The following is a 23658-nucleotide window of genomic DNA, read 5'->3' on the forward strand; positions in this document are numbered from 1 at the left end:
GCGAAAATCAACCGTCCGCGAAAGTCTTGAGACCTCCGGTGCGGCATGGTGCAGCGACCAATGAAGTGCCGGCGTTTTGGCACAACGGAGCTGTTTATGACCCAAATTGATCATCAGGTTCATCCTATCGGCCCGGTTGCGGGCTCACGCATTTTCAAGTTCATCGCATTTCTGTACGGAATTGCGGCGTATCTCGTGTTTTTCGTCACCATTCTCTACGCCATCGGCTTCGTCATGGGGCTGGTGGTGCCGAAGACCATCGACACCGGGACCGACACGCCCGTGGCCGAGGCCGTCATCATCAATCTGCTCCTGATGGCCCTGTTTGCGGTCCAGCACAGCGTGATGGCGCGCCGGCAATTCAAGGCATGGTGGACGCAGTACGTCCCCAAGCCGGTCGAGCGCAGCACCTATGTGCTGTTTGCGAGCCTGTCATTGCTCCTCCTGTTCTGGCAGTGGCGTCCGCTGCCCACGGTCGTATGGGACGTCGCGAACCCGGATCTTGCTGTGACGATCGTCACGCTGTCGCTGGTGGGCTGGGTCCTGGTGTTCACCTCGACCTTCATCATCAATCACTTCGAGTTGTTCGGCTTGCATCAGGTGACCAATCATCTCGTCGGCAAGGAGGCGTCGCCGCCGCGATTCAAGACGCCGCTGCTCTACAAGTTCGTCCGTCATCCGATCTATCTCGGCTTCATCATCGCGTTCTGGGCGGCGCCGGTCATGACTGCGGGCCATCTGCTGTTCGCCGCCGTGACCACGCTCTACATCTTCGTCGGCATCGCGCTGGAGGAGCACGACCTCATCGATCTCTTCGGCGACGAGTACCGGCAGTACAAACAACGGGTGTCGATGCTTATTCCCTGGCGCAAGTCGGTATAGCTTGCGCGTCTTTCCGTCGCGTCCCCCGAAAGGAGGACGCGCGGCGGCGCCGAGGCGCGTATCGGAGCTTGCCGGACGCAACCTCCAATGTTTCTCGGGGTGAATCCCCTCACCCTGCGCTATCAGTGCGAGCAAAGCTCGTCGCGATCCCGCATCCGCCTTTGCCGAATTGTCGGCAAAAAGGAGCGGTAGGAGAAATTCAAACCTTCACCAACGGAGACGACCCAATGAAACATGTCGGAAACTGCTTCTGTGGCGCGGTCACGATCGAGGTCACAGGTGCGCCGGAGGCGATGGGCTATTGCCATTGCAGCTCGTGCCGCTCGTGGTCGGGCGGTCCGGTGAACGCCTTCAGCCTTTGGAAGCCCGAAGCCGTGCGCATCACCGAAGGTGCTCAGAATGTCGAGACCTTTGCGAAGACGCCGCTCAGCCAGCGCAAATATTGCAAGAAGTGCGGCGGCCATCTCATGACCAACCATCCGCCGCTCGGCCTGGTCGACGTCTTCACCGCCACCATCCCCACGCTCGCCTTCGCGCCCGGCGTCCACGTCAATTACGCCGAGACCGTGCTGCCAATGCGCGACGGCCTGCCCAAGCTCAAGGATTTCCCGGCCGAATTCGGCGGCAGCGGCGAGATGATGCAGGAGTGATGCGCTTCTTCTCTCCTCTCCCCGCAAGCGGGGAGAGGAGAGATTCGCTATGTCATCCCCGCGCGCCGCAATCCCTCGAGATAATGCTCGCGATCCTCGTCCCGCAGCATCGGCAGCTCGCGCGTGATCCAGGCGAGCGAGATGCCGGGTTGGGCGCGGCGCAAGCCTTCCAGGGCGGAAGCCGCGCGCGCGGGATCTCCCGACATTCCGGTGGCGGCCGTCAGCACGCGATGCGCGCCGACGAAATCGGCGCGCTGCCGCATCGACTCGCGCGCCATCTGTGCGGCGCCTTCGTAATCGCGGCCGATGAACCGGGCATAGGCCGCGACGCCGCAATAGATCGCCGCGAGCGGGTCGCGCGGGCTCAGCCGCAGCGCGCGGCGCGCCGCGACATCGCCGTTCTGCCATCGTCCCGCGTAACACAGCGTCACGCCGTAGAAGGCGTGCGCCATCGCAAAGTTCGGATTGAGGTTCAGCGCCAGCTCGAATTCCGCCAGTGCGTCGTCGAAGCGGCGGCGGAATAAATAAGTGTATGCCAGGCCGTGATGGGCCCAGGCATCCTCACGATCGGCCTCCACCGCCGCGAGCGCGGCGCGCTCGGCGACCGGCACGGTCGCGGCCATCTCAGACCAGCCCATATGCGCGCCGAAGATGTGGCTGGTCGCGAGCAGGCCGAGCGCCTTGCCATAGGCGGGATCGAGCGCGACGGCCTTTTCGAGCAGTCCTTGCGCGGCGGCATTGTCCTCGCGGGTGATGCGCCAGTAATGCGACAATGCGCGCATCACGAGGTCCCAGGCATCCAGGCTTCCCGGCGGCTTCTGCTGGGCGCGAAAACTCTCGGCGGTATAGAGCTGCGGCTCGATCGCGGCGACGATCGCCTCGGTGATCTCGTCCTGCACCGCGAAGATGTCGGCAAGTTCGCGGTCGTAACGTTCGGCCCAGAGATGGCTGCCGGTCGAGACATCGTTGAGCTGTGCGGAGATGCGCACGCGATCGCCGCTCCGCCGCACGCTGCCTTCGAGCACGTAGCGCACGCCGAGCTCGCGCGCGACCTCGTTCATGTGCACCGCGCGGCCTTTGTAGACGAAGGAGGAGTTGCGCGCGATGACGAAGAACCAGCGCAGCTTCGACAGCGCGGTGATGATGTCCTCGCTGATCCCGTCGGAGAAATAATCCTGATCGAGGTCGCCGCTCATGTTGGTGAAGGGCAGCACCGCGATCGCCGGCCGGTCCGGTAGAGGCAGCGGGGCCTGCAGAAGCTTCGCTCCGAAATCGGAGTCCGGCGCGGCCGCTCCACGCTTGGTCTCGACGTCGCCGACGAAACGAAAACCCTTGCGCGAGATGGTACGGATCAGCGCCTGGCTCGCGCCGGTGTCGCCGACCGCCTTGCGTGCCGCATTGATCCGGCTGGTCAGAGTGGATTCGGAGACGCTGCGCCCGTGCCAGATCTTGTCGATCAGCTCGTCCTTGCTGACCACCCGGTCGCGATTCTCCATGAGGTGGACAACGAGATCGAAGACCTGCGGCTCCACGGCAACGGGAACCTGCTCGCGGCTCAGCTCGCGCAAGTCGGTATCGAGCAGGTGATCCCGGAACAGAAACTGCACGTCGAAAACTCAGACCTCAAGGCAACATCGGGCAATGATGAAAGCAAAACGGATTTCGGCTGATGTCTGTGAGTCCACCGAGGAGCCTACCCGGTTCACCACGATCGCGTGATGGCAGGCATGCAGTTTACGGGGAGGAATGCAACCTGGATTAGAACGTGGCCGGTTCGGCCGGATCGTCCCAGTCTCCTCGCTGGACCTGATCTTGCTGAGCGCACAGTTTATCACCGTCACCCTGAGGCGCCGTAGCGAAGCCTCGCACGTCAGGATGACGGAGGCGACAGTTTAGACGTCTGAAAACTTGACGAACGGTGAATGTCCATTGCCGAACAGTTCCGTGTGCGTAAGCTGCCCTCACACAACACCAACAACAAAGAAACGCCCATGCCCGCTTTTCATCCCTCGACCACCGTGCTCGATTCCATGCTGTTCCGCGATGCCTTCGGCACACCGCAGATGCGGGAGGTGTTTTCCGATATCGCGACGGTCGCGCGCTATGCCGAGGTCGAGGTGGCACTGGCGAAAGCGGAAGCGAAGTGCGGGGTGATTCCGCAGGATGCGGCCGATCAGATCGCGGCGCGGACCGATGTTGTCGCGCTGGATTTCGACCTGTTGCGGCAGGAGACCGATGTCGTCGGCTATCCGATCCTGCCGCTCGTGCATCAGATGGTGAAGCAATGCGGCGATGCCGGCCGCTATGTGCATTGGGGCGCGACCACGCAGGACATCATGGACACCGCCGTGGTGCTGCAACTGCGCGCAGGCCTCGAGATCGTCGAACAGGACATCGCCGCGCTGCGCACAATCCTCGCCGACCTCTCGAAGCGCTACCGCGACACGCCGATGGCGGGCCGCACCCATCTCCAGCAGGCGCTGCCGGTCACCTTCGGCTACAAGACCGCGATCTGGCTCGCGATGTTCGACCGCCACGCCGAGCGCCTCAGTGAATTGAAGCCGCGCGTTCTGGTCGGCCAGTTCGCCGGCGCCGCCGGCACGCTGGCCTCACTCGGCGACAAGGGGTTCGAGGTGCAGGAAGCGCTCTGCGCCGAACTGAAGCTCGGCGTTCCCGCCTCGACCTGGCACGTCGCACGCGACGGTTTTGCCGAGGCGGTGAATTTCCTGGCGCTCGTCACCGGCTCGCTCGGCAAGATCGCGCTCGACGTCATGATCATGGCCTCGACCGAATTCGCCGAGGTCTACGAGCCCTTCGTCAAGGGACGTGGAGCTTCCTCGACCATGCCTCAGAAGCGCAACCCGATCTCCTCGGAACTGATGCTTGCGGCATCCAAGGCGGTGCGCCAGCACGCCGGCCTCATGCTGGATGCCATGGTGCAGGATTTCGAGCGCGCCACCGGGCCCTGGCACGCCGAATGGATGGCGATCCCCGAGAGCTTCGTGCTGACCGCCGGCGCGTTGCACCAGGCGAAGTTCGCGCTCGCCGGCCTCATCGTGGACGAAAGCAAGATGAACGAGAATCTCGCCGTCAGCCGCGGTCTGATCGTGGCTGAAGCCGTCATGATGGGGCTCGCGCCGCAGATCGGGCGGCAGGAGGCCCATGACGTGGTCTATGACGCCTGCCGGCTCGCCAATGAGAAAGGTCTGACATTGGCGGACGCACTGTCGTCCGATTCCCGTGTCTCTGCCAGAATCGATCGTGCCACGATCGAGGGGCTGACATCACCGAAAAATTACCTCGGCCTTGCTCCCGCCATGGTCGACCGGGTGCTGAAATCGGCAACGCGTTGAAAACCAAAATGCGCGAAACTGCGTATCTTTGGGGTGTCGCAAGGCACTCGCGCACTTGTGTCTAGCGATGCTAGACTTAGATTGAGCGAGAGACGTTCGGCAGAGGATTCGGCATGACTGATCAACGCATCACCTCCACTCCCATCGATCCCGTGAAGCTCGACCGGCTGGCCGAGGTGGCGGTGAAGGTGGGCCTGGGCTTGCGGCCCGGCCAGGATCTGCTCTTGACGGCGCCTGCGATCGCGTTGCCGCTGGTGCGGCGGATCGCCGTGCATGCCTACAAGGCGGGCGCCGGCATCGTGACGCCCATTCTCTCCGACGAAGAGATGACGCTGGCGCGCTACCGCCACGGCCACGACGACAGCTTCGATCGCGCCGCCAACTGGCTCTACGAGGGCATGGCCAAGGCGTTCTCGAACAACACCGCGCGTCTCGCCATCGTCGGCGACAATCCGATGCTGCTGTCGGGCGAAGATGCATCCAAGGTCGCGCGCGCCAGCAAGGCCAATTCCATGGCCTATCAGCCGGCGCTGGAGAAGATTGTCAATTTCGACACCAACTGGAACATCATTGCCTATCCGAGCCCGTCCTGGGCGAAGCAGGTCTTTCCGAACGATCCTGAAGAGGTCGCGATCGGCAAGCTCGCAGACGCGATCTTCGCGGCGTCCCGCGTCGATCGCGAGGACGCGCCGGCCAATTGGGCGAGCCACAACGCGGTGCTGCGCGAGCGCACCAACTGGCTCAACGGCCAGCGTTTCCGCGCGCTCCAGTACTCGGGACCGGGCACCGACCTCACCATCGGGCTCGCCGACGGCCATGAATGGGAGGGCGGCGCCTCGCTCTCCAAGAACGGCATCAGCTGCAACGCCAACATTCCTACCGAAGAAGTCTTCACCACGCCGCATTGCCGGCGCGTCTACGGCCATGTCGTGAGCTCGAAGCCGCTGTCGTACCAGGGCACGCTGATCGACAACATCGCGGTGCGCTTCGAGGACGGCAGGATCGTCGACGCCAAGGCTTCGCGCGGCGAGGAGGTACTGAACAAGGTGCTCGACACCGACGAGGGCGCGCGCCGTCTCGGCGAGGTGGCCCTGGTGCCGCATTCCTCTCCGATCTCGCAGAGTGGATTATTGTTCTACAACACGCTGTTCGACGAGAACGCGGCCTCGCACATCGCGCTCGGCCAATGCTACTCGAAGTGCTTCGTCAACGGCGCCCAGCTCACGCCGCAGCAGATCGCGGCGCAAGGCGGCAACCAGAGCCTGATCCATATCGACTGGATGATCGGCTCGGCCGAGACCGACATCGACGGCATTCTCGCCGATGGCAGCAAAGTGCCGGTGTTTCGCAAGGGCGAATGGGCGAAGTAAGCGCGTACGATCCCGAAGGCGGGGGCAAGCGTAAGACTTCCATTCATGCCGCCGCGTTGCGCAGCATCGGGCTGTTGTCGATGCTGAAGCGGTTGAACAGCGTCGTGAACGGGCTGCCGTCGGTAGCCCGCACGATGGCGTCGGAGGCCGCCACCGCGTCGTAGAGCGCACCGACCGGATCATTCGCCTCAGGAAGGTCGAGACCCCCGCGGATTTGCTCGCGGGCCTCGTTGACGTCGTCCTCGTCCTCGAGTGTCGCCTCCAGCGCGTCGGCCGCCCGCCGCATCTCATGGAGGTCACCGCCGGCGGAAAATTTGAGGATGTCGAGCCAATAGGGGCGCGCCACGACGAGCTGGACGAAAGCCTCGAAGCTCTCCGCGATGATTCCCGCGCGGCCTTCCGATGAGACGTAGAGCACGTTCTGAGACGGCAGCAGCACGAACGCGCCGCCGGAGCCGTCACTGCCGATCTGCCAGGGGCTTTCGATTCCGTCGACGGTGAACCAGGGCTCCTCGTCGGTTGCGAAGGAGACATCAAGGCTGCCGAGCCAGGCGACGACCTCGCCTTGAGCTGCGAGAACCTCCGGGGTGAGGGGCATCGGTATGGCTCCTTTCAGATAGCTCCGCGCACTTTGTCGCACCCCGGGAAAGAGGGGTTCATGTGCGCGAAATTGCAGGGAAATTGGGACGTTAACCGTTTCGCGTCTGCAACTTGCGGCTGATTGTCGGGCCCTGCGTAAGAAAGAATTAAAAACCGGCTACTAGCGTTCCCGCCATCTTTGAACAATCCGGGCCGAGACCCGGCGGATCATATTTTATCCCCTGGGGGAACAGATGTCGCGCACATTGATTGAAATCAGTAGTTGCAATGTAGAGCTTGAGCTGCGGCCGATCGAGCCTTCCTGGATCATCGAAGGCAATCCGGTGTCGCGCTCGCACATCCTGTCCACCAGCGCCGACGGCACCGCTTCGACCATCATCTGGGCCTGCACCGAAGGGCGCTTCAACTGGTACTACGATATCGACGAGACGATCATGATCATGGAAGGATCGATCGTGCTCGAAAGCGACGGCATGCCGCCGAAGCGCTACGGCCCGGGCGACGTCATTTTCTTCCGTAACGGCGCGCACGCCAAATGGCATGTCGAAGGCCACGTCAAGAAGATCGCGTTCTGCCGCAAGACCAATCCCGTGATGATCGGCTTCCTGATCCGCGTCGTCAACAAGCTCAAGAAGATGCTTGTCTCCACCGGCGAGCGCCGCCCGGCCTCGCTGATGGGCGCCGGTTAGAGTTCAATCAGTTTCAAGGACGCTTCCCAGCGGTCACGACGGAACAGGGGCCGGGATCAACATCCCGGCCCCTGTTCTCGTCATGGCGCCAATCCCTTTAAAGGCAAATCGAGCCGGTAGAAATTGCTCGCGGTCTGCGAGAATAACGCCGTCTTCTCTGTCTCGCTCAAGGGTGCGGCGATACGCTTGAACGCGTTGAAGATCACCTGGTAGCTGCACTGGCCCTTGTCCGGTGGGAAATTGCTCTCGAACATTGCGCGCCCGGGTCCAAACGCCTCGATGCAGGCCTCGACGTAAGGCCGCCACGCCGCGGCAAGCTCCTCGGATGACGGCGGTCTCTCGCGCAAATGGAAGTCGTAGCCGAGCAGGCACATCGCGAGCCCACCGAGCTTCACCGCCACGTTCTCGCATTTGGCGATCTCCTGGATCGACGCCCGCCATTGCGCAAACACCTCCTCGCGTCGCCCGGCAAAGCGGCCGATTCCGGCTGGGCCGCCGCAATGGTCGAGCACTATCCTGGTGTCGGGAAATGCGCGGGCGAGCTCGGTCAGCTCGCCGATCTGCGGATGGAACAGCCAGGCATCGAAGCTCAGGTTCAGCGGCGCGAGGCAGGCGAAGCCCTTGCGGAAGGTCGGGTCCTGCAGCAATCCCTGTGGCCGGTTCGCATACATGCCGGCGACAGCAGGATCCGGGTCCCAGGCCGAGGAATGCCGGATGCCGCGGAAGCGACCGTTGCCCGCCGCGATCTCGGCCTCCAACACCGGTTGTGCGGCATCGCCGAGCAGCAAATTGACGTGGCTGACGATGCCGGCGCAAATCGCGGCCTTGCCGTAACCGCCGCTGGCGCTCATCGCGGCGACGCCATTGGCGAACTCGACTTCGCCCACCGGCCGGAACGCCTCGGGCCCGTGCGCTCGATACATCGAGCGGCAATCGACATAGACCGTGGCGATGACGTTGTGGCCGGAGGCGATATCGGCCGCCATCTCCTCGATCAGATAGCGGTGCCCGCGATTCCAGAGATGGTGATGGGGATCGACGATCGGCCGTAAGGGATCGATGATCTCCTCCTGATGCAGCGCAAGCCAGTCCTCGCGCGGCTCGACGAATAGCCCGCTCGTGTTGGCGGGCAGACCGCTTGCGGCCATCGGTGTTCGCTCCCCTTATGAAGGCTTCTTGTTCGGGGAGCCTAGCACCTCGTCATCGCACGCAGCAGCGCGCGTTGCGCAACCGCACCCGGCATCGCGGGCACAGCAGCGCCGTCGTCAACCGTTGCGGCGCTTCGCCCTCACATCGACCACCAGCCGCCAATCGGTTGCGGTGGCCGGCTTGACCTCGCCGAGCCAATGGAAGAAATCCTCTGTGATTTCCGTAAAACTCCAGCGCGTCAGGTCGCCGGCTTCGGTCGTGCCTTCCTGCACGATGTCGGCATCGCGTGGACGGCCGATCTGCTGGCGGAATATGCAGCGACCGGGATCGAACCAGGAAATCCGCCAGGCATGGATGGTCGGATCGTAGACCCGCAGCGTCGTGCCGTACCAATTGCCGGCGATCGGCAAGGCCGGGCCGCCGGCCGGGCGCGGAATGATCCAGACGTCCTGCACGGCGCGGCCCTCCAGCACCCAGCCGAAATGGATTTCGCCGGGCGCGGTGTGTTTCGTTCCATCGGCTCCGTGGGCGGTGATCTCGGCGTCCCAATCGCCGACGAAGCGGCCGTAAAGCTGGAGCGCCGCCGCGTGCTCGGGGTGCGGTCCGTCCGCGTGCAATAATCTCGCAAAGTCGGTCATGTCGATCTCCTGTTGCGAGGAGATCAGCACGACCGGGCGGCAGCCGACTTGGAGAAAATTGCGCGTCGCCGCCGTCAAGTCTTGTTGGGCGACAGATGCCCTATGCCAGGATTAGGCTTTTCGTTCGTTGGTCGGCTCGTCGAGCGTTCCGCGAGCCAAATGACGATGACGGAGACTATGACGAGACCCGCACCAAGCAGCATCACGCGCGAAAATGGCTCGTTCAGCACGACGGTGCCGAGCAGCACAGCGATCACCGGGTTGACGAAAGTGTAGGTCGACACCAACGAGGTCGAGACGTTTTCCAGAAGCCAGTTGTAGGCAACGAATCCGATCACGCTGCCAGCGATGATCAGCCAAAGCGCCGCTGCAAGCGAGGTCAGCGAAACCTCGCTCGGCCTGAAGTTTCCGATCTCGCCTGTCAGCCAACTGATCGCGAACAACACGGTGCCGCCGATCGAAAGCTGGATGCCCGAAAGCAGGATAGCGGATACCTGGCTCGACATGCTCCGGGACAAGACAGTCCCGGCCGACCATGACAAGGCCGCAGCCAGAAGCCAGACGACGGGAAGGATGCTGATGCCGGCCTGCTCGACGTTTTGCCACGCCACGAGTCCGACGCCGAAGAAGCCCGGCACAAGAGCGAGCAGGGCAAGGGGCTTCGGTCGCTGATCGCGGGGGAATAAGACATCGATCAGCAGGATCCAGAACGGGATCGTGGCCAGCACGATGGCCGCGACGCCCGAAGGAACCGATTGCTGCGCGAAGGCGAGTACGCCGTGGCAACCGACAAAGAACAGGAGTCCGCACAGGCTCGCCCTTATCCATGCCTGCGCGGATACGTTCGCGATCTCACCGGCACTCATGGCCAGCAACAAGATGCCGCCACAGAACGAACGTAGTGCCATCAGGAGAAATGGCGGAATCGATTTCAGGCCCAAAGTGATGGCGAAGTAGGTGGAACCCCACAGCAGGTAAATGGCCGCAAATGAGCCTATGACCAGCAACCTTCTGCTCATGATTGCTCCGATCGTAACTGATCTCGAAGCAACCAAGTCGGAGGAGGCTCATGCGTTCCGGCTTGGTGCGTCACACCCCGTCGAGGATGATCACCGTCGGCTTCGACGGCAACGCATCCCGAGACATCCGGAAACTTCGTTCCATGCGCCGGTCGATCTCGAACTGCTGGCCGATGCGTTGCATGAAATCGTCGAGCGGGGTGGCGAAGCGGTGCATCGGCAGCACGACCGAGGCGCGCAGCCGCTTGGTGATCTCCGAGACGCCGTCGAGCGACATGGTGTAGGTGCCGTCGATCGGCACCATCACGATGTCGAGCCGTCCGATTTGGGCAAAGTGGCTGTCGTCGAGCTTGTGGTGAAGATGGCCGAGATGGCCGATGCAGAGGCCTGCGACCTCGAAGATGAAGATGGAGTTGCCGTCGCGGATCATGTCGGAGCCGGAATCGTCGCCGAAATAGCGGCGGATGTCGGTGGTGACGTTGCGGATGAAGGTGTCGCCGATGCGCTCCGACACGATGGCCGGCTTGCCGTCCTCGCCCCAGCCATGCAGCACACGAGGAATGCGCTTGTCGGGATATAAAGAGTAGTGCGTGCTGTGGGCCCGGTTCATGGTGACGACATCGGGCAGCCGTCCCACTTGGTAGGCCCCGCTATAGTCGGTGGCGATGCGCAAGCCGCCGGGCGTGTCGATGAAATAGGTGGAATGGCCGGCATAGGTGATCTCGACCTCGGCTGCGGTCGCCGCCTGCCTGAAGGCGACCGACATGACGCGCGGCGCCGCATTCGCCATCGCCAGGCATTCGCTGCGCTGAGGCGATTGCTGTGCGAGGGCAGATGTTACCAGCCAACCGAGAAGCGCACAGACCGTCAGCAATAATCGAGACATCAGGAACCGTCCGGCGCTTATCGACGATCTGATGAGTGTATCTACGAATTATCCTCGCGTCATGTGGTGCCGGCGAGCCGCGCCATTCCACCGCTTGCTTTGATCAGTTTCACGGCCGCTTTGTCGAACGACACGAAAGTATCGGCCCCAAGCCAGTTGCCTTCGTGGGCGATGACGCCATCGGCAAAGTCACCCCCGGCCTCGAGGAGCGCTAATCCAGCCTCAGCTATGGGCCGGTTGACGACGACATTGGATGCATTGATCAACTGCCGGATCGAAGCCGCGATATCTCCAGCAGAGGTTTTGTAGCCTCGTGAGAGGACCCAAGTTAACTCACATAATGCGGGGATCGAGATGGCTATGAGGTCCGCGTTCTCGAGGAGGGCTTCGGCCACCTTGCTCTGTTGAGCATCATCTTCGACCAGCACCCGTACCAGGACGTTGGTGTCGGGTGTGATTTTCATCGCTTGCCGGCCCAGCCGTCAGCAATGACCGCATTCATCTCCTCGATCGAGAGCGATCGACCGTTCGTCTTTCCCTTCAGAAAGCCGAAGGCATCCGAAATCTCTCCGGTGGGCCGAACTGCTCTCACCTCAACTCGCCCGCCAGGAAGCTTTTCTATCGAAATCTTGTCGCCGGGATGTACACCGAGGTGCTCCAGGAGGTCTTTCCGTAGCGTAACCTGCCCCTTTGCCGTGACCGTGAGCGTGCTCATGGGGATCCCTCAATACTGAGACCTTGATAGGTAAGGCAATTTATCCTTACTTTCAAGGCAGGCAGCCTTCATTCCCGCCTTGGGCTGAACTTCCAGGTGATGGCGACGAGGCCCGCGGTGATCAGGCCGCTGACGAGACCGACGATGGGCAGCGTGAGCACCAGCGCGGCGCTGGCAGCCCAGCCGATCGAGGAGAACGCCTCGGCAAATGTCGCAAGCCGCGACGAGGTCTGGCGTCGGCGGAATTGGCTGCGCCGGGCCTGCACCCGGAACCAGAGCTGGATTGCGGTGGCGGAGGCCGCGCTGACGATGACCGCACCGGCGCTGACCGCGGCCTGGAACGCCGAGGCGAAAGCGAGCGCCGCGATCAGCGGACAGAAGATGACGCCGATCGCGATCAGCACCACCTCGATCTTGGCGCGGATGACGCTGGACGGCGTCAATGGCGCGGTCGCAACCAGGTCGGGCGCGTCCTCGCCCGAGATCGTCAGCCAGGCAAGCCCGCCGGCGAGTTGTCCGGCCGCCATGACGATGACGGGGGTGATCAGCGTGAGTGCCGCGGAGCTGTCGGCAAAGTTGCGCCAGAGCAGCAGCGCCGGTGGCACCAGATAGAGCAGCTGCATCAGCGTCTGCGAGATCAGCCAGGGATCGCGCCAGAGCAGCGAAAATTCCTTGCGCCGCAGGGCATGCTGCCGCGATCCGCCGCGGAACGGGCGCTCCTTCGCGCTGCGACGGCCGGACGCGCCATAGGCGGCGGCATCGATCGCCGTGTCTGCAAAGCGGCCCGAGAAGATCGCCATGACGCTTCCGAGCAGCACGAGCCCGAGTGCCAGGAGCAGCAGCAGCGCTTCGGCGTCCCCCATCGCCGCCCGCGCCGGCCACCACCAGATGCTGTCGGCATCGGGCGCGTAAGCGGCCAGGCTATCCGAGGTCAGGATGGTGAAGCGCGACAGCGTGCCGTAGGACATGATCGCCGCGACCTGGAGCGCGATCACGAAGCCGGCGCCGATGATCGCGGCGAGGATCTGGGCGACGAACCGTGTCCGTGCCGGACCGATCAGGCGGAACAGCAGGATGGTGACGGCGATCGCGATCGCTGCGGCCGACAGGCCCATGGCGACGACGACGCCGAACGCCGCGAGCCAGCGCGCGCCGCCCCCGAACACCAGCACGTCGATAAAGGGCGTCGAGAACAGCATCGCCATCACCGTGACGGTGAGCGCGATCGCGGCGATGCGCACCGAGAACAGATTGGCCAGCGTCGCGGGTGAGGACATGATGAGGTCGAGATCGGCGCGTGCGTAGAACACCCGCGTCACCGATTCGATGGCCTGCGACAGCATCAGCGTCCAGGCGAGAAAAATCGTTGCCGAAATCACGATCAGGGAGGATTTGTCGAGCGGTAGTTGCAGGTCGGCGAAGCGGCCGATCACCGCCCAGGCCGGCACATGCAGCAGCGCCGCGAAGAACAGCAGTCCGATCACCGCGGCGCGCGTTCGTTTGCGCCGCCCGCCGGTCATCATGGCGAGCCATTCGCGCCAGGCGAGCCGGAGCTCGTGGCGGGCGAACCAGGACAGCGCGGTGGCCGAGCTCATGCGGCTTCCTGCAGCGTCACCAGCGCGATGAAGAGATCTTCCAGGCTAGTATCGGCGTGCCCGTTTTGCTGGCGCAGCTCGGTCAGCGTGCCCTCGGCAACCAGGCGCCCGGCTGCGATCACGCCGATGCGGTCGGCCATGCGTTCGGCGACCTCGAGGATATGCGTGGTCATGATGACGGTGCAGCCGGCACGGACGCGCTCGCTCAGGAGTCCCTTGACATGGCGGGCGGAGACGGCATCCAGTCCCGTTAGCGGCTCGTCGAGGATGATGAGGCGGGGATCGTGCACCAGTGCGCCGGCGAGGGCGACCTTCTGGCGCATGCCCTTGGAAAAACCCTCGCAGCGTTCGTGCCGGTGCGGCTCGAGCCCGAGCGAGTTCAGAAGACCCGCGGCGACCGGTTCCGAGGCCGATGGTGCGATGCCCCACAGACCGGCTACGAATTCGAGATATTCGAGCGGCGTGAGCTTGTCATAGATCATGGGCTCGTCGGAGACCCACGCCATCACCTGCTTGGCGGCGACGGGGTTCTGGAGCGCATCGATGCCGAAGATGGAGACTGCGCCCGCATCGGGCCGCAAAAGGCCTGCAACCATGCGCAAAGTGGTGGTCTTGCCGGCGCCGTTGGGGCCGACCAGCGCATAGAATTCGCCGGCATGGATGGTGAGATCGAGGTTATCGACCGCCAGACGGTCAAAACGCTTCGTTAACCCCATGACTTCGAGCGCCGAATCGTCCCGCTTCATCACGGCCACACCTTGCGGTTTTGCATCGCTCGCGACCATGCCCCGAAGATGTTTCGGCACCGTGAATCGCGCTGCCGCAAATTCCGTCATCCGGATTGGACCAATGGCAAGTCACCGTTTGTTGACAGCGCTTGGCGGTTCAGGCTGAATTGGCGACGGGACGAATGGCGCGAACGCAGCGAAACGACTGCGTAGCGACTGAACACAAGATGCGGCAAGGCGGTCAGGAAGAACCGCCGGTTGTATCGGGAGGATGCGCGACGATGCTGGATTTCGTTCAGCAGCTGGTCAGCGGTGTTGCGCTCGGCTGCGTCTACGGCCTGATCGCGCTCGGCTTCGTGCTTGTCTACAAGGCCACCGAGGTCGTCAATTTCGCCCAGGGCGATCTGATGATGCTGGGCGGCTTCTTTGCCTTCACCTTCATCGGCATGATGGGGCTGAACTACTGGGTCGGCTTTGCCGGCGCGGTGGCGGCAATGGCGCTGTTCGGCATGTTGGCCGAGCGCGTGGTGGTGCGGCCGATCCTCGGCTATCCGCAATTCTCCATCATCATGGCCACCATCGGGCTCGGCTATTTCCTGCGCTCGGTCTCCGGCATGATCTGGGGCACCGACGATTTCAAGATCGACACGCCGTTCAGCCAGGGCGTGCTGCGGATCGGTTCGCTGGTGCTCGCCCATGACAAGCTCTCGGTGATCGCTGCGACGGTCATCCTCTGCGCGCTGCTCTGGCTGTTCTTCAACAAGACCACGCTCGGCACCGCGATGCGCGCCAGTTCCGAGAACATGCTGGCCGCCTATTACATGGGCATTCCGGTCAAGCGCGTGGTGTCGATCGTCTGGGCGATCAGCGCGGCGGTTGCGACCTGTGCCGGCGTGCTGCTGGCGCCGATCACCTTCATCCATTCCAATGTCGGTCTGGTGCTGGGCCTGAAAGCGTTTCCGGCCGCCGTGCTCGGCGGCTTCGGCTCGATCCCCGGCGCCGTCGTCGGCGGCGTCCTGATCGGCGTCATTGAGAGCATGGCCGGCTTCTATCTGGCCGAGGGCTGGAAGGACGTCGCGCCCTACATCGTGCTGCTCGCCGTGCTCTTGCTCAAGCCCGAAGGCCTGTTCGGCCTTCACGTCCGCAAGAAGGTCTGAGCGCATGCGCTTCCTGTTCAAGACCGACTACGAGGACGACATCAGGCTGTTTCCGCATTCGGGCTATTACGTCTCATACGGTCTTCTGCTGGCCGTGCTGCTGATCGCGCCCTATGTGCTCTCCAGCTATCTGATGAGCCAGCTCGTCTTCGTCTGCATTTATGCGACCGTCGGCGTGGCGCTGCTGATTTTGACCGGTTTCACCGGGCAGGCCTCGCTCGGGCATGCGGCGTTTCTCGCGATCGGTGCGTATACGGCGGCCTATTTGCAGAAATATGGTGTGCCGTTCCCGGTCTACTTTCTCGCCGCCGGGCTCCTGACCGGGCTGATCGGTGCGCTGGTCGGCTTCCCCGCGCTGCGGCTGCAAGGCATCTATCTCGTCATCGCCACCATCTCCTTCGCCTTCATCGTCGAGGAGATCCTGGCGCGCTGGGAGAGCGTCACCAACGGCAACGAGGGCATGCGGATCAAGGCGGTGTCGCTGTTTGGGATCGCAGTCTCGCGCGACAGCCCCACCTTCTATTTCCTCTGCCTCGCCGTGCTGGTGCTGACCATCGTCGGTACGCTCAATCTGCTGCGGTCGCCCACGGGGCGCGCCTTCGTCGCGATCCGCGACAGTGAGACCGCGGCGCGCAGCATGGGGGTCAATGTCGCGCTGTACAAGGTGAAGTCCTTTGCGATCTCCGCCGCAATCACCGGCTTCGCCGGCGTGCTGTTCGCGCACAAGCTCTCCTTCATCTCGCCGGAGATGTTCACGCTCCAACTCTCGATCGAGTTCATCATCGTAATCCTGATCGGCGGCACCTTCAGCCTGCACGGCGCGGTGCTGGGGGCGATCTTCATCGTGATGATCGATCCGTTCCTGACCTACCTCAAGGACGACATGCCCGGCATCATCGCCGGCATTGCCGCGACCTTCGGAGCGGGCACGCAAGCCGCGGCCAATGTCCAGTCCAAGGTCGCGGCCTTTGCCTCGCTCAACGGCCTGAAAGGCGCGATCTACGGCATCATCATCGTATTGTTCGTGCTGTTCGAGCCGCTCGGGCTTTACGGCCGCTGGCTCAAGATCAAACTCTTCTTCCAGCTGTTCCCGCTCTACAAGCGCGCCACCTTCAAGCGGCAGAAGATCTATGTGAAGTCGGAGCGCAACCGATGAGCTATTTTCGCGCCGAGAGCTTGTCGCTGCATTTCGGCGGGCTGAAGGCCGTCGATGCGGTGTCGTTCGCGGTCGAGAGGGGCGAGATCCTCTCGATCATCGGGCCGAACGGCGCCGGCAAGAGCTCGATTTTCAACCTGATTTCGCGGATCTACCGGCCGACCTCCGGCCGCATCTTCTTCGAGGATCAGGACATCACGGAGCAGCCGCCCCACGACATCGCAAGGCTCGGCATCGCTCGCACGTTCCAGAACATCGAGCTGTTCGAGAACGCGACGGTGTTGTCGAACCTGCTGGTCGGACGCCACCGGCATTCGACCACGCAGCTTTGGCAGGAACTGTTGTTCCTGCCGGGCGTACGGGCCGACGAGAAGGTGCATCGCCGCAGGGTGGAGCAGGTCATCGAATTCCTCGATCTCGAACCCTACCGCGACAAGCTGATCTCGGGTCTGCCTTACGGCGCGCGCAAGGTGATCGAGCTGGCGCGCGCGCTGTGCTCGGAGCCGAAGCTGATCCTGCTCGACGAGCCGTCCTCGGGCCTTAACGTGGAGGAGACCGACGACATGTCGTTCTGGATCCGCGACCTCAAGAGCGAGCTCGGCGTCACCGTGCTCATGGTCGAGCACGACATGTCGCTGGTCAACCGCGTCTCCGACCGCGTCATCGCGCTGAACTACGGCCGGGTGCTGGCGATGGGCTCGCCTGCCGAAGTGCAACAGCACCCCGATGTCGTCGCCGCCTATCTGGGCGCCTGACGCGATGGATGCCGTGGCGACACCAGACATCATCCTGAAACTCTCCAACATCGAGAGCTATTACGGGCCGATCATGGCGATCCGCGGCATCTCGCTCGAAGTGCCGCGCGGCCGCATCGTCACGCTGCTCGGCGCCAACGGCGCCGGCAAGACCACGGTGCTGAAGACGATCTCGGGCATTCTCGATCCGCAGAAGGGCGCCATCGAGTTCATGGGCAAGTCGATCCAGCGCATGGAGGCGGACAGGATCGTGCGGCTGGGCCTCAGCCATGTGCCGGAGGGACGCGAGGTGTTCCCGTTCCTCTCCGTGCGCGAGAACCTGATGATGGGTGCCTATCCGCGCAAGGATCGTGACGGCGTTGCGGACGATCTGGAGCGCGTCTACGGCTACTTCCCGCGGCTGAAGGAGCGCATCAACCAGCCGGCCGGACAGCTCTCCGGCGGCGAGCAGCAGATGCTCGCAATCGGCCGCGCACTGATGAACCGGCCGACGCTGTTGCTGCTCGACGAGCCCTCGCTCGGGCTGTCGCCGCTGCTGGTGAAGGAGATCTTCACGATCATCCGTCGCGTCAACGAGGAGCAGGGCATGTCGATCCTGCTGGTCGAGCAGAACGCCAAGGTGGCGCTGGAGACGGCGCATTATGGCTATGTGCTGGAGATCGGCCGGATCGTGATGAACGACAGCTGCGACCGCTTGATGCATTCGAAGGACATCCAGGAATTCTACCTCGGCGCCAAGGAAGCGGGCGCACGAGGCGAGCGGCGCTGGAAAAAGAAGAAGACTTGGCGTTGAAGCAAGACTTGGCATTGAAGGAAGAATTGGCGTTAGATCGGGAGACCCGTCCGGAACAATAGACCGCCGGCAAGGCAGGCAGCGGAGGGGAACGCGACAAGGAGGAGACGTGAATGGCCCGACCGGCGATGCTGACGGTCGCTGACACGATCGCGAAGAGCTTTTTGCGCGCTGCGGAAACGCGGGGCGACAGGCCGGCTATACGCGAGAAGAAATTCGGGATCTGGCAGCCGACCAGCTGGCGCGAATGGCTGGAGATCTCGAAGGAGATCGCCTACGCGCTGCACGCGATCGACTTCAGGCCCGGCGACGTTGCTTCGATCATCGCCAACGCCGTGCCGGAATGGGTCCATGTCGACATGGGCATTCTGTGCGCCGGCGGCGTCTCTTCCGGGATCTATCCGACCGATGCCTCATCCCAGGTCGAATATCTCGTCAACGATTCCCGGACGAAAGTGATCTTCGCCGAGGACGAGGAGCAGCTCGACAAGATCCTGGCCTGCCGCGCACGCTGTCCGTCTCTGCGAAAGATCATCGTGTTCGACATGGAGGGCCTCAGCGGCTTCTCCGATGAGATGGTGATGTCCCTCGACGAATTCCGTGCGCTCGGGCGCAACCACATGGCCGGCCGTGAGGCGCTATGGCAGGAGATGATCGACAGTCGCAGCGCGAGCGATCTCGCGGTCCTCGTCTATACATCCGGCACCACGGGCCCGCCGAAGGGCGCCATGCACGCCAACCGCAGCGTCACGCACCAGATGCGGCACGCCAACGATTTCATTCCGGCGCGCGAGAACGAGGACCGGCTGATCTTCCTGCCGCTCTGCCACGTCGCCGAACGGATCGGCGGCTACTACATCTCGGTCGCGCTCGGCTCGGTGATGAATTTTGCCGAGAGTCCGGAGACGGTGCCGGACAATCTGCGCGAGGTGCAGCCGACCATCTTCCTCGCGGTGCCGCGGATCTGGGAGAAATTCTATTCCGCGATCACTATCGCCCTAAAGGACGCGACGCCGCTGCAGCAATGGGTCTACCGCCGCGCCATCGATATCGGTTATCGCATGGTCGATTGCAGGATCGAAGGGAAGCCGCCGCCGCTGTCGTTGCGGCTCGCCAACGGCATCGCTTACCGGCTCGCCTTCCGCAACATCCGGCGCATGATTGGGCTCGACCGTTGCCGCATCGCCTTCACCGGCGCGGCGCCGATCGCACCGGAGCTGATCCGCTGGTATCTCGCGCTCGGCATCGATATCCACGAACTCTACGGCCAGACCGAGAATTGCGGGGTCGCCACCATGATGCCGGCGGAGCGGATCAAGCTCGGCTCGGTCGGCAAGGCGGTGTCGTGGGGTGAAGTGGCGCTGTCGCCCGACGGGGAGATCCTGATCCGGGGCGACTTCCTGTTCATGGGCTATCTGAACCAGCCGGAGAGGACAGCAGAGACCATCGACCATCGCGGCTGGCTGCATACCGGCGACGTCGGCACCATCGACAATGAGGGCTTCGTCCGCATCACCGACCGGATGAAGGACATCATCATCACCTCGGGCGGCAAGAACATCACGCCGTCCGAGATCGAGAATCAGCTGAAATTCTCGCCCTACATCTCGGATTCCGTGGTGATCGGCGACAAGCGGCCATACCTCACCTGCCTCGTGATGATCGACCAGGAGAATGTCGAGAAGTTCGCGCAGGACCACGACATCCCCTTCACCAATTATGCCAGCCTGTGCCGCGCGGCGGAGATCCAGGACCTGATCTGGCGCGAGATCGAAGCGGTCAATGCCAATTTTGCCCGCGTCGAGACCATCAAGAGATTCTATCTGATCGAACGGCAACTCACTCCGGAGGACGAGGAGCTGACGCCGACCATGAAGCTGAAGCGCGGCTTCGTGAACAAGCGCTATGCCGCCGAGATCGACGCAATGTATCCGACGCGGGCGGTGGCTTGAACAATCCTGTTTGAATAACAGCGAAGGAGTGATGGCCCCACCCTTCGCATCATAAGGGCCCCAAGGAGAGGAGACGTCAATGTCGAGATCGTTGAGAACGTTCGGCTTTGCGGCAGGCGCGGTGGTGCTCACCTGCTTGCCTGCCGCAGCGCAGACCAAGGTCACCAATGAAGGTATCTCGGCCTCCGAGATCGTCATCGGCACCCATCAGGATCTGTCGGGGCCGATCAAGGTCTGGGGCGTGCCGGTCTCGAACGGCATGAAGATGGCTGTCGAGGAAATCAACGCGGCCGGCGGCATCAATGGCCGCAAAATCAGGATGATCCTCGAGGATAACGGCTACGATCCGAAGAAGGGTGTGCTGGCGTCGCAGAAGATGGTCGAGCGCGACAAGATATTTGCAATGATCGGCTCGATGGGATCGGCGCCGACGCTCGCCGCGCAGGACATCCTGTTCGATGCCGGCGTGCTCCAGCTCTTCCCGCTGACTGCCGCCGAGTTCACCTTCAAATTCGACCCGGCCAAGCCGCAGGAGCGGCTGAAGTTCAACAACCTCTTGCCCTATGTCGAGAGCACGCGCGCCGCGCTGAAATACATGGTGGAGTGGAAGAACTTCCAGAAGCCCTGCATCATGCATCAGGATGACGAGTATGGAAAGAACGTGCTCGACGGCTTCACCCAGCAATTGACGGCCATGAAGCTGCAGCCGGCGTCGGTGACGAGCTACAAGCGCGGCGCCTCCGATTTCAGCGCGCAGATCGCCAAGATGAAGTCCGACGGTTGCGATCTCGTCGTGCTCGGCACCGTGATCCGCGAGACCATCGGCGCGATGACGGAGGCGAAGAAGCTCGGCTGGGACGTTACTTTCCTGGGGGCGACGCCGACCAACGTGCTGGAAGTGCCGGCGCTCGGCAAGGACGCCGTCGAGGGCCTCTATGCGGCGAGCGGCTTCGAGATCCCCTACGAGGACACCGCCAAGGGCAAGGTCCACGACTGGCTCATCAACTACAAGAAGATGTTCAACACCGATGCCAACACCCAGGCGATCATCGGCTACAATGCGGTGACGACGTTTGCGTTCTACGCCAACAAGGCGGGCAAGGATCTGACCGGCCAGAAGATGCTGGACGCGCTGGAATCGGGCGACAAGTTCCTCGACATCTTCAACTCGCCGCCGACCAAATTCTCCAAGACCGACCACCTCGCCAACACCATCACCCAGGTGCAGCAGGTCAAGGGCGGCCGCTGGGTTCTGGTGAAGGACAACCTGATGTTTTGATTTCTTCGCCTCTCCCCGCATGCGGGGAGAGGCCGGAATTTGCGCAGCAAATTCCGGGTGAGGGGGCTCTCCGCGAGTCTAACTGTCACCCGATTCGCTGAAGCAGCCCCTCACCTCAACCCTCTCAGCGCGAGCGAAGCTCGTCGCGACCCCGTAAGAACGGGGCGAGGGAGAGGACACAGCCCTACGATCCTCCACCCGCGGTGCCTGAATTCACCGGGGCCAACTCGTCTTCCCGGCAGCGCCAGCCGTCGGCGGCTTTGACAAACGCAAACGTGCGCTGGATTCGAAGGCGGCGTGTGACGTTGAAGGCGTCTGCGGAGCGCTCCTTGTTGCCGACGCCAGGCTGCGGACGACCCGTTGTGGCGTTCCAGCAGGTGCCCGTGCACGTCGTGGCGATCTTGCTGCAGGTGGCGAAGGGCGCCAGTACGGCCATCTCGATTTCGCCCGTGACCTGCGCCTCCTGCTCGCCCACCTGGCTGTCGAGCGCGTAGACGCGGTTGATGCGGAGAAAGTTGCCGCAGGAATTGGCCGCGTGGATTCGCGCGGCGCAGAAATCGACGGCATCAGTGTCGGGCGCGCGGGCTGCGACCTGCCGGCCGAACACCTTCTTCGGATCGCCTTTCGCCCCGCCAATCTCGTCGGCCTTGTGTTTCAGATAGCCGGCGAGACAGTCCTCCGCGGACTCGAGCTCCCCGAGCGGCACATTCTCCTTGCCGACCAGATTGCATTTGCGATCGCGCTCCCGCGTCCACCGGCCATATTCGGCGAAGGCAAAGCGGGCCGCGGTCGGATCGAGCTTGCCGATCAGGCCGAGAACCTGGCTGTTCAACTCGGTCTCGGCAAGCGCCAGCGACGGGTCCGCACAGATCAGCGCGCCCGCGGCGGTGTTGGCCGCGAGACAGTCGAAATCCGGATCGCGCACGATCGCTGCGCGCTCATCGGTCACCTTGAGAAGACATGCCTTCACCCGGTCGAAATCGTCGGTGCGGATCGCGGTCTGGCCGACGATGCCGCAACCGAGGTTGCGCTGGCGAATCCAGATCGCGTTCTCCTCGATTCCAGGCAGGCGATCGGGCAGGCGGGCAAGCCGCGCCTCGATTCCCGTGCTCAGCTTCTCGGCGGCGGCGGCAAGTTCGGCATCACCGCAGAACAATTGATTGCCGGGATCGCGGATCTGCTGGCAGTTGTTCCTGGCGAACAGCGGCAGCCTGTCGGCGACGCCGCGGTCGGACGGGCTGGATTGCGCGAAGCCTGGAGCCGCCGGCAAGGACAGCAGCGCAAGCACAGTCAGCACGATGAACCGCATTCCAGTCGCCCCCGCATAGCCGCGGCCATGCTAGCGTCCCGGATCGCACTGTGGAATGGGTTTGTGGGTAAGCGCACTTTGTGCTGGTAGCCCGGATGGAGCGCAGCGCAATCCGGGATTCGTGCGACAGGCGGCAGCGGCCGCGGATTTTGCGGAGCCCGTCATCGGGCGGCGCTGTGCGCGGACCCGGTGGCTCCATCCCGGCTACAAGAAAATCAACGCGCCTCGGCGGCGACCATCGAGAACCGCACGGGTTCGTCGACATATTTCATCACGGCCGACCGGTAGAGTACGAACAACGGCTGGTAGCTCCGTGCGGCGTCGTCCTCGACCATTGCCATGCGGCGGTTGTCGAGCATCAGCCAGTGCCCGTCGAGCCGTGCAGCGGCAACCGCATGCTGTTCGCCGGCGCGGATGTCGCGCACGACGACGATGCGTAGATCTTCGGCGGCGACGCCCGCCAGCTTAAGGGCGGCGAGCTTGGCAATGGCATAGTCCTCGCAATCCCCGGCGCCACGCGCGAAAGTCGCGAGCGGCGAGCTCCAGACGTCCTCAGAACCGTCATCGGCGGCACGGATGGCGAGGTTGATGGCGCGATTGGTTTCGCCCAGCAGAGCGCGGCCGTCACGGCTGCGGGCCTGGTCGACGATGGCGAGCAGTTTCAGCGCAGCAGGCGACGCGCAATTGTCCCGGTCGCCGTCGCACAGCGCGAGCTGCACCATGTCATCGTCGAGCCTGGACCTCAGCGCGAGCCATTTCTGTTGCAGGCTGCCGGCGGAGATAGCGAAGGCGAACACGCCGAACGGCTCGGCAGATTTGCGCACGAGGACGCCGGCCCCCGGCGACAGTAGCGTGCCAGCGCGAAGCTCGGCGGCCGATCCGAGCAGGATCAATCCGCACAGCACAACGATTGCGCGCCAAGCGCGCGAGCGAGCAGCGGTCTCCATCTGACATCCCCTTCCGGCTTCGCCAGGTCCCCCTCG

General features: G+C 63.3%; 23 protein-coding genes. 11 read left to right on the forward strand and 12 right to left on the reverse strand.

Features of this window, described 5'->3' with window-relative positions; genetic code table 11:
• Window positions 1–96: 96 nt before the first annotated feature.
• Both mddA and AC0L20_RS17445 read left to right on the forward strand, forming a co-directional pair.
• Window positions 97–882 (forward strand): methanethiol S-methyltransferase, encoded by a 786-nt coding sequence (mddA, locus tag AC0L20_RS17440; RefSeq protein WP_027570067.1) that lies wholly within the window; start codon window positions 97–99, stop codon window positions 880–882.
• Between the two features lie 227 nt (window positions 883–1109).
• Window positions 1110–1532: a GFA family protein gene (locus AC0L20_RS17445; RefSeq protein WP_027515305.1), complete on the forward strand. Its 423-nt coding sequence runs from the start codon at window positions 1110–1112 to the stop codon at window positions 1530–1532.
• Window positions 1533–1579: 47 nt separating this feature from the next.
• Here the strand turns inward: AC0L20_RS17445 and AC0L20_RS17450 are convergent, their stop codons facing one another.
• A complete protein-coding gene (locus tag AC0L20_RS17450; RefSeq protein ID WP_473290076.1) occupies window positions 1580–3139 on the reverse strand; it encodes a winged helix-turn-helix domain-containing tetratricopeptide repeat protein in 1560 nt (519 codons plus the stop codon).
• Between the two features lie 384 nt (window positions 3140–3523).
• On the opposite strand from AC0L20_RS17450, the gene pcaB reads away from it, so the two are divergent.
• Window positions 3524–4885 carry a 3-carboxy-cis,cis-muconate cycloisomerase gene (gene pcaB, locus AC0L20_RS17455; protein WP_473290078.1) on the forward strand — a complete coding sequence of 454 codons (1362 nt, stop codon included), beginning with the start codon at window positions 3524–3526 and terminating at the stop codon, window positions 4883–4885.
• Window positions 4886–4998: 113 nt separating this feature from the next.
• The gene (locus AC0L20_RS17460) at window positions 4999–6255 is read left to right on the forward strand and encodes an aminopeptidase (RefSeq protein WP_027570071.1); all 1257 of its coding nucleotides are present in this window, start codon (window positions 4999–5001) and stop codon (window positions 6253–6255) included.
• A gap of 43 nt (window positions 6256–6298) precedes the next feature.
• On the opposite strand, the gene AC0L20_RS17465 is transcribed toward AC0L20_RS17460, so the two are convergent.
• Complete coding sequence (locus AC0L20_RS17465) at window positions 6299–6853, reverse strand: hypothetical protein (RefSeq protein WP_473290081.1); 555 nt, start codon at window positions 6851–6853, stop codon at window positions 6299–6301.
• A 235-nt stretch (window positions 6854–7088) separates the two neighbouring features.
• Here AC0L20_RS17465 and AC0L20_RS17470 point away from each other — a divergent pair, with 235 nt between their 5' ends.
• Window positions 7089–7544: a cupin domain-containing protein gene (locus AC0L20_RS17470; protein WP_473290083.1), complete on the forward strand. Its 456-nt coding sequence runs from the start codon at window positions 7089–7091 to the stop codon at window positions 7542–7544.
• Between the two features lie 80 nt (window positions 7545–7624).
• On the opposite strand, the gene AC0L20_RS17475 is transcribed toward AC0L20_RS17470, so the two are convergent.
• The 8 genes from AC0L20_RS17475 to AC0L20_RS17510 all read right to left on the reverse strand — a co-directional run bounded on the left by AC0L20_RS17475 (window position 7625) and on the right by AC0L20_RS17510 (window position 14292).
• Entirely contained in the window at window positions 7625–8692 is a 1068-nt protein-coding gene (locus AC0L20_RS17475; RefSeq protein ID WP_473290085.1) for an amidohydrolase family protein, read from the reverse strand.
• A 117-nt stretch (window positions 8693–8809) separates the two neighbouring features.
• Window positions 8810–9331, reverse strand: coding sequence for a hypothetical protein (locus AC0L20_RS17480; protein ID WP_473290087.1), 522 nt, complete (start codon window positions 9329–9331; stop codon window positions 8810–8812).
• Window positions 9332–9405: 74 nt separating this feature from the next.
• Entirely contained in the window at window positions 9406–10350 is a 945-nt protein-coding gene (locus AC0L20_RS17485) for an EamA family transporter (protein ID WP_473290090.1), read from the reverse strand.
• A 70-nt stretch (window positions 10351–10420) separates the two neighbouring features.
• The gene (locus AC0L20_RS17490) at window positions 10421–11236 is read right to left on the reverse strand and encodes an MBL fold metallo-hydrolase (protein ID WP_473290092.1); all 816 of its coding nucleotides are present in this window, start codon (window positions 11234–11236) and stop codon (window positions 10421–10423) included.
• A gap of 59 nt (window positions 11237–11295) precedes the next feature.
• Entirely contained in the window at window positions 11296–11700 is a 405-nt protein-coding gene (locus AC0L20_RS17495; RefSeq protein ID WP_473290094.1) for a type II toxin-antitoxin system VapC family toxin, read from the reverse strand.
• On the reverse strand, window positions 11697–11951 hold the full coding sequence (locus tag AC0L20_RS17500; protein ID WP_354159644.1) for an AbrB/MazE/SpoVT family DNA-binding domain-containing protein: 255 nt from the start codon (window positions 11949–11951) through the stop codon (window positions 11697–11699). The genes AC0L20_RS17495 and AC0L20_RS17500 overlap by 4 nt, the downstream gene beginning before the upstream one ends.
• Before the next feature lie 68 nt (window positions 11952–12019).
• Complete coding sequence (locus AC0L20_RS17505) at window positions 12020–13546, reverse strand: permease (protein ID WP_473290097.1); 1527 nt, start codon at window positions 13544–13546, stop codon at window positions 12020–12022.
• Window positions 13543–14292, reverse strand: a complete 750-nt coding sequence (locus AC0L20_RS17510; RefSeq protein ID WP_473290099.1) for an ABC transporter ATP-binding protein — start codon at window positions 14290–14292, stop codon at window positions 13543–13545. The genes AC0L20_RS17505 and AC0L20_RS17510 overlap by 4 nt, the downstream gene beginning before the upstream one ends.
• Window positions 14293–14555: 263 nt before the next feature.
• Between AC0L20_RS17510 and AC0L20_RS17515 the strand changes: the two genes are divergently transcribed.
• The 6 genes from AC0L20_RS17515 (at window position 14556) to AC0L20_RS17540 (ending at window position 21366) form a co-directional block, all read left to right on the forward strand.
• The gene (locus AC0L20_RS17515) at window positions 14556–15431 is read left to right on the forward strand and encodes a branched-chain amino acid ABC transporter permease (RefSeq protein WP_007605146.1); all 876 of its coding nucleotides are present in this window, start codon (window positions 14556–14558) and stop codon (window positions 15429–15431) included.
• 4 nt (window positions 15432–15435) lie between these two features.
• A complete protein-coding gene (locus AC0L20_RS17520) occupies window positions 15436–16587 on the forward strand; it encodes a branched-chain amino acid ABC transporter permease (RefSeq protein WP_473290101.1) in 1152 nt (383 codons plus the stop codon).
• Window positions 16584–17342 (forward strand): ABC transporter ATP-binding protein, encoded by a 759-nt coding sequence (locus AC0L20_RS17525; protein WP_473290103.1) that lies wholly within the window; start codon window positions 16584–16586, stop codon window positions 17340–17342. The genes AC0L20_RS17520 and AC0L20_RS17525 overlap by 4 nt, the downstream gene beginning before the upstream one ends.
• Window positions 17343–17346: 4 nt before the next feature.
• Window positions 17347–18135 carry an ABC transporter ATP-binding protein gene (locus AC0L20_RS17530; RefSeq protein ID WP_473290468.1) on the forward strand — a complete coding sequence of 263 codons (789 nt, stop codon included), beginning with the start codon at window positions 17347–17349 and terminating at the stop codon, window positions 18133–18135.
• Between the two features lie 113 nt (window positions 18136–18248).
• Window positions 18249–20087, forward strand: a complete 1839-nt coding sequence (locus AC0L20_RS17535; protein WP_473290105.1) for an AMP-dependent synthetase/ligase — start codon at window positions 18249–18251, stop codon at window positions 20085–20087.
• A gap of 79 nt (window positions 20088–20166) precedes the next feature.
• Complete coding sequence (locus AC0L20_RS17540) at window positions 20167–21366, forward strand: ABC transporter substrate-binding protein (RefSeq protein ID WP_027570084.1); 1200 nt, start codon at window positions 20167–20169, stop codon at window positions 21364–21366.
• A gap of 184 nt (window positions 21367–21550) precedes the next feature.
• On the opposite strand, the gene AC0L20_RS17545 is transcribed toward AC0L20_RS17540, so the two are convergent.
• Both AC0L20_RS17545 and AC0L20_RS17550 read right to left on the reverse strand, forming a co-directional pair.
• Complete coding sequence (locus tag AC0L20_RS17545) at window positions 21551–22675, reverse strand: lysozyme inhibitor LprI family protein (RefSeq protein WP_473290108.1); 1125 nt, start codon at window positions 22673–22675, stop codon at window positions 21551–21553.
• 215 nt (window positions 22676–22890) lie between these two features.
• Entirely contained in the window at window positions 22891–23622 is a 732-nt protein-coding gene (locus AC0L20_RS17550; RefSeq protein ID WP_473290110.1) for a transglutaminase-like cysteine peptidase, read from the reverse strand.
• Window positions 23623–23658 lie beyond the last annotated feature (36 nt).

This window comes from Bradyrhizobium sp. Kon58, from assembly GCF_055807455.1.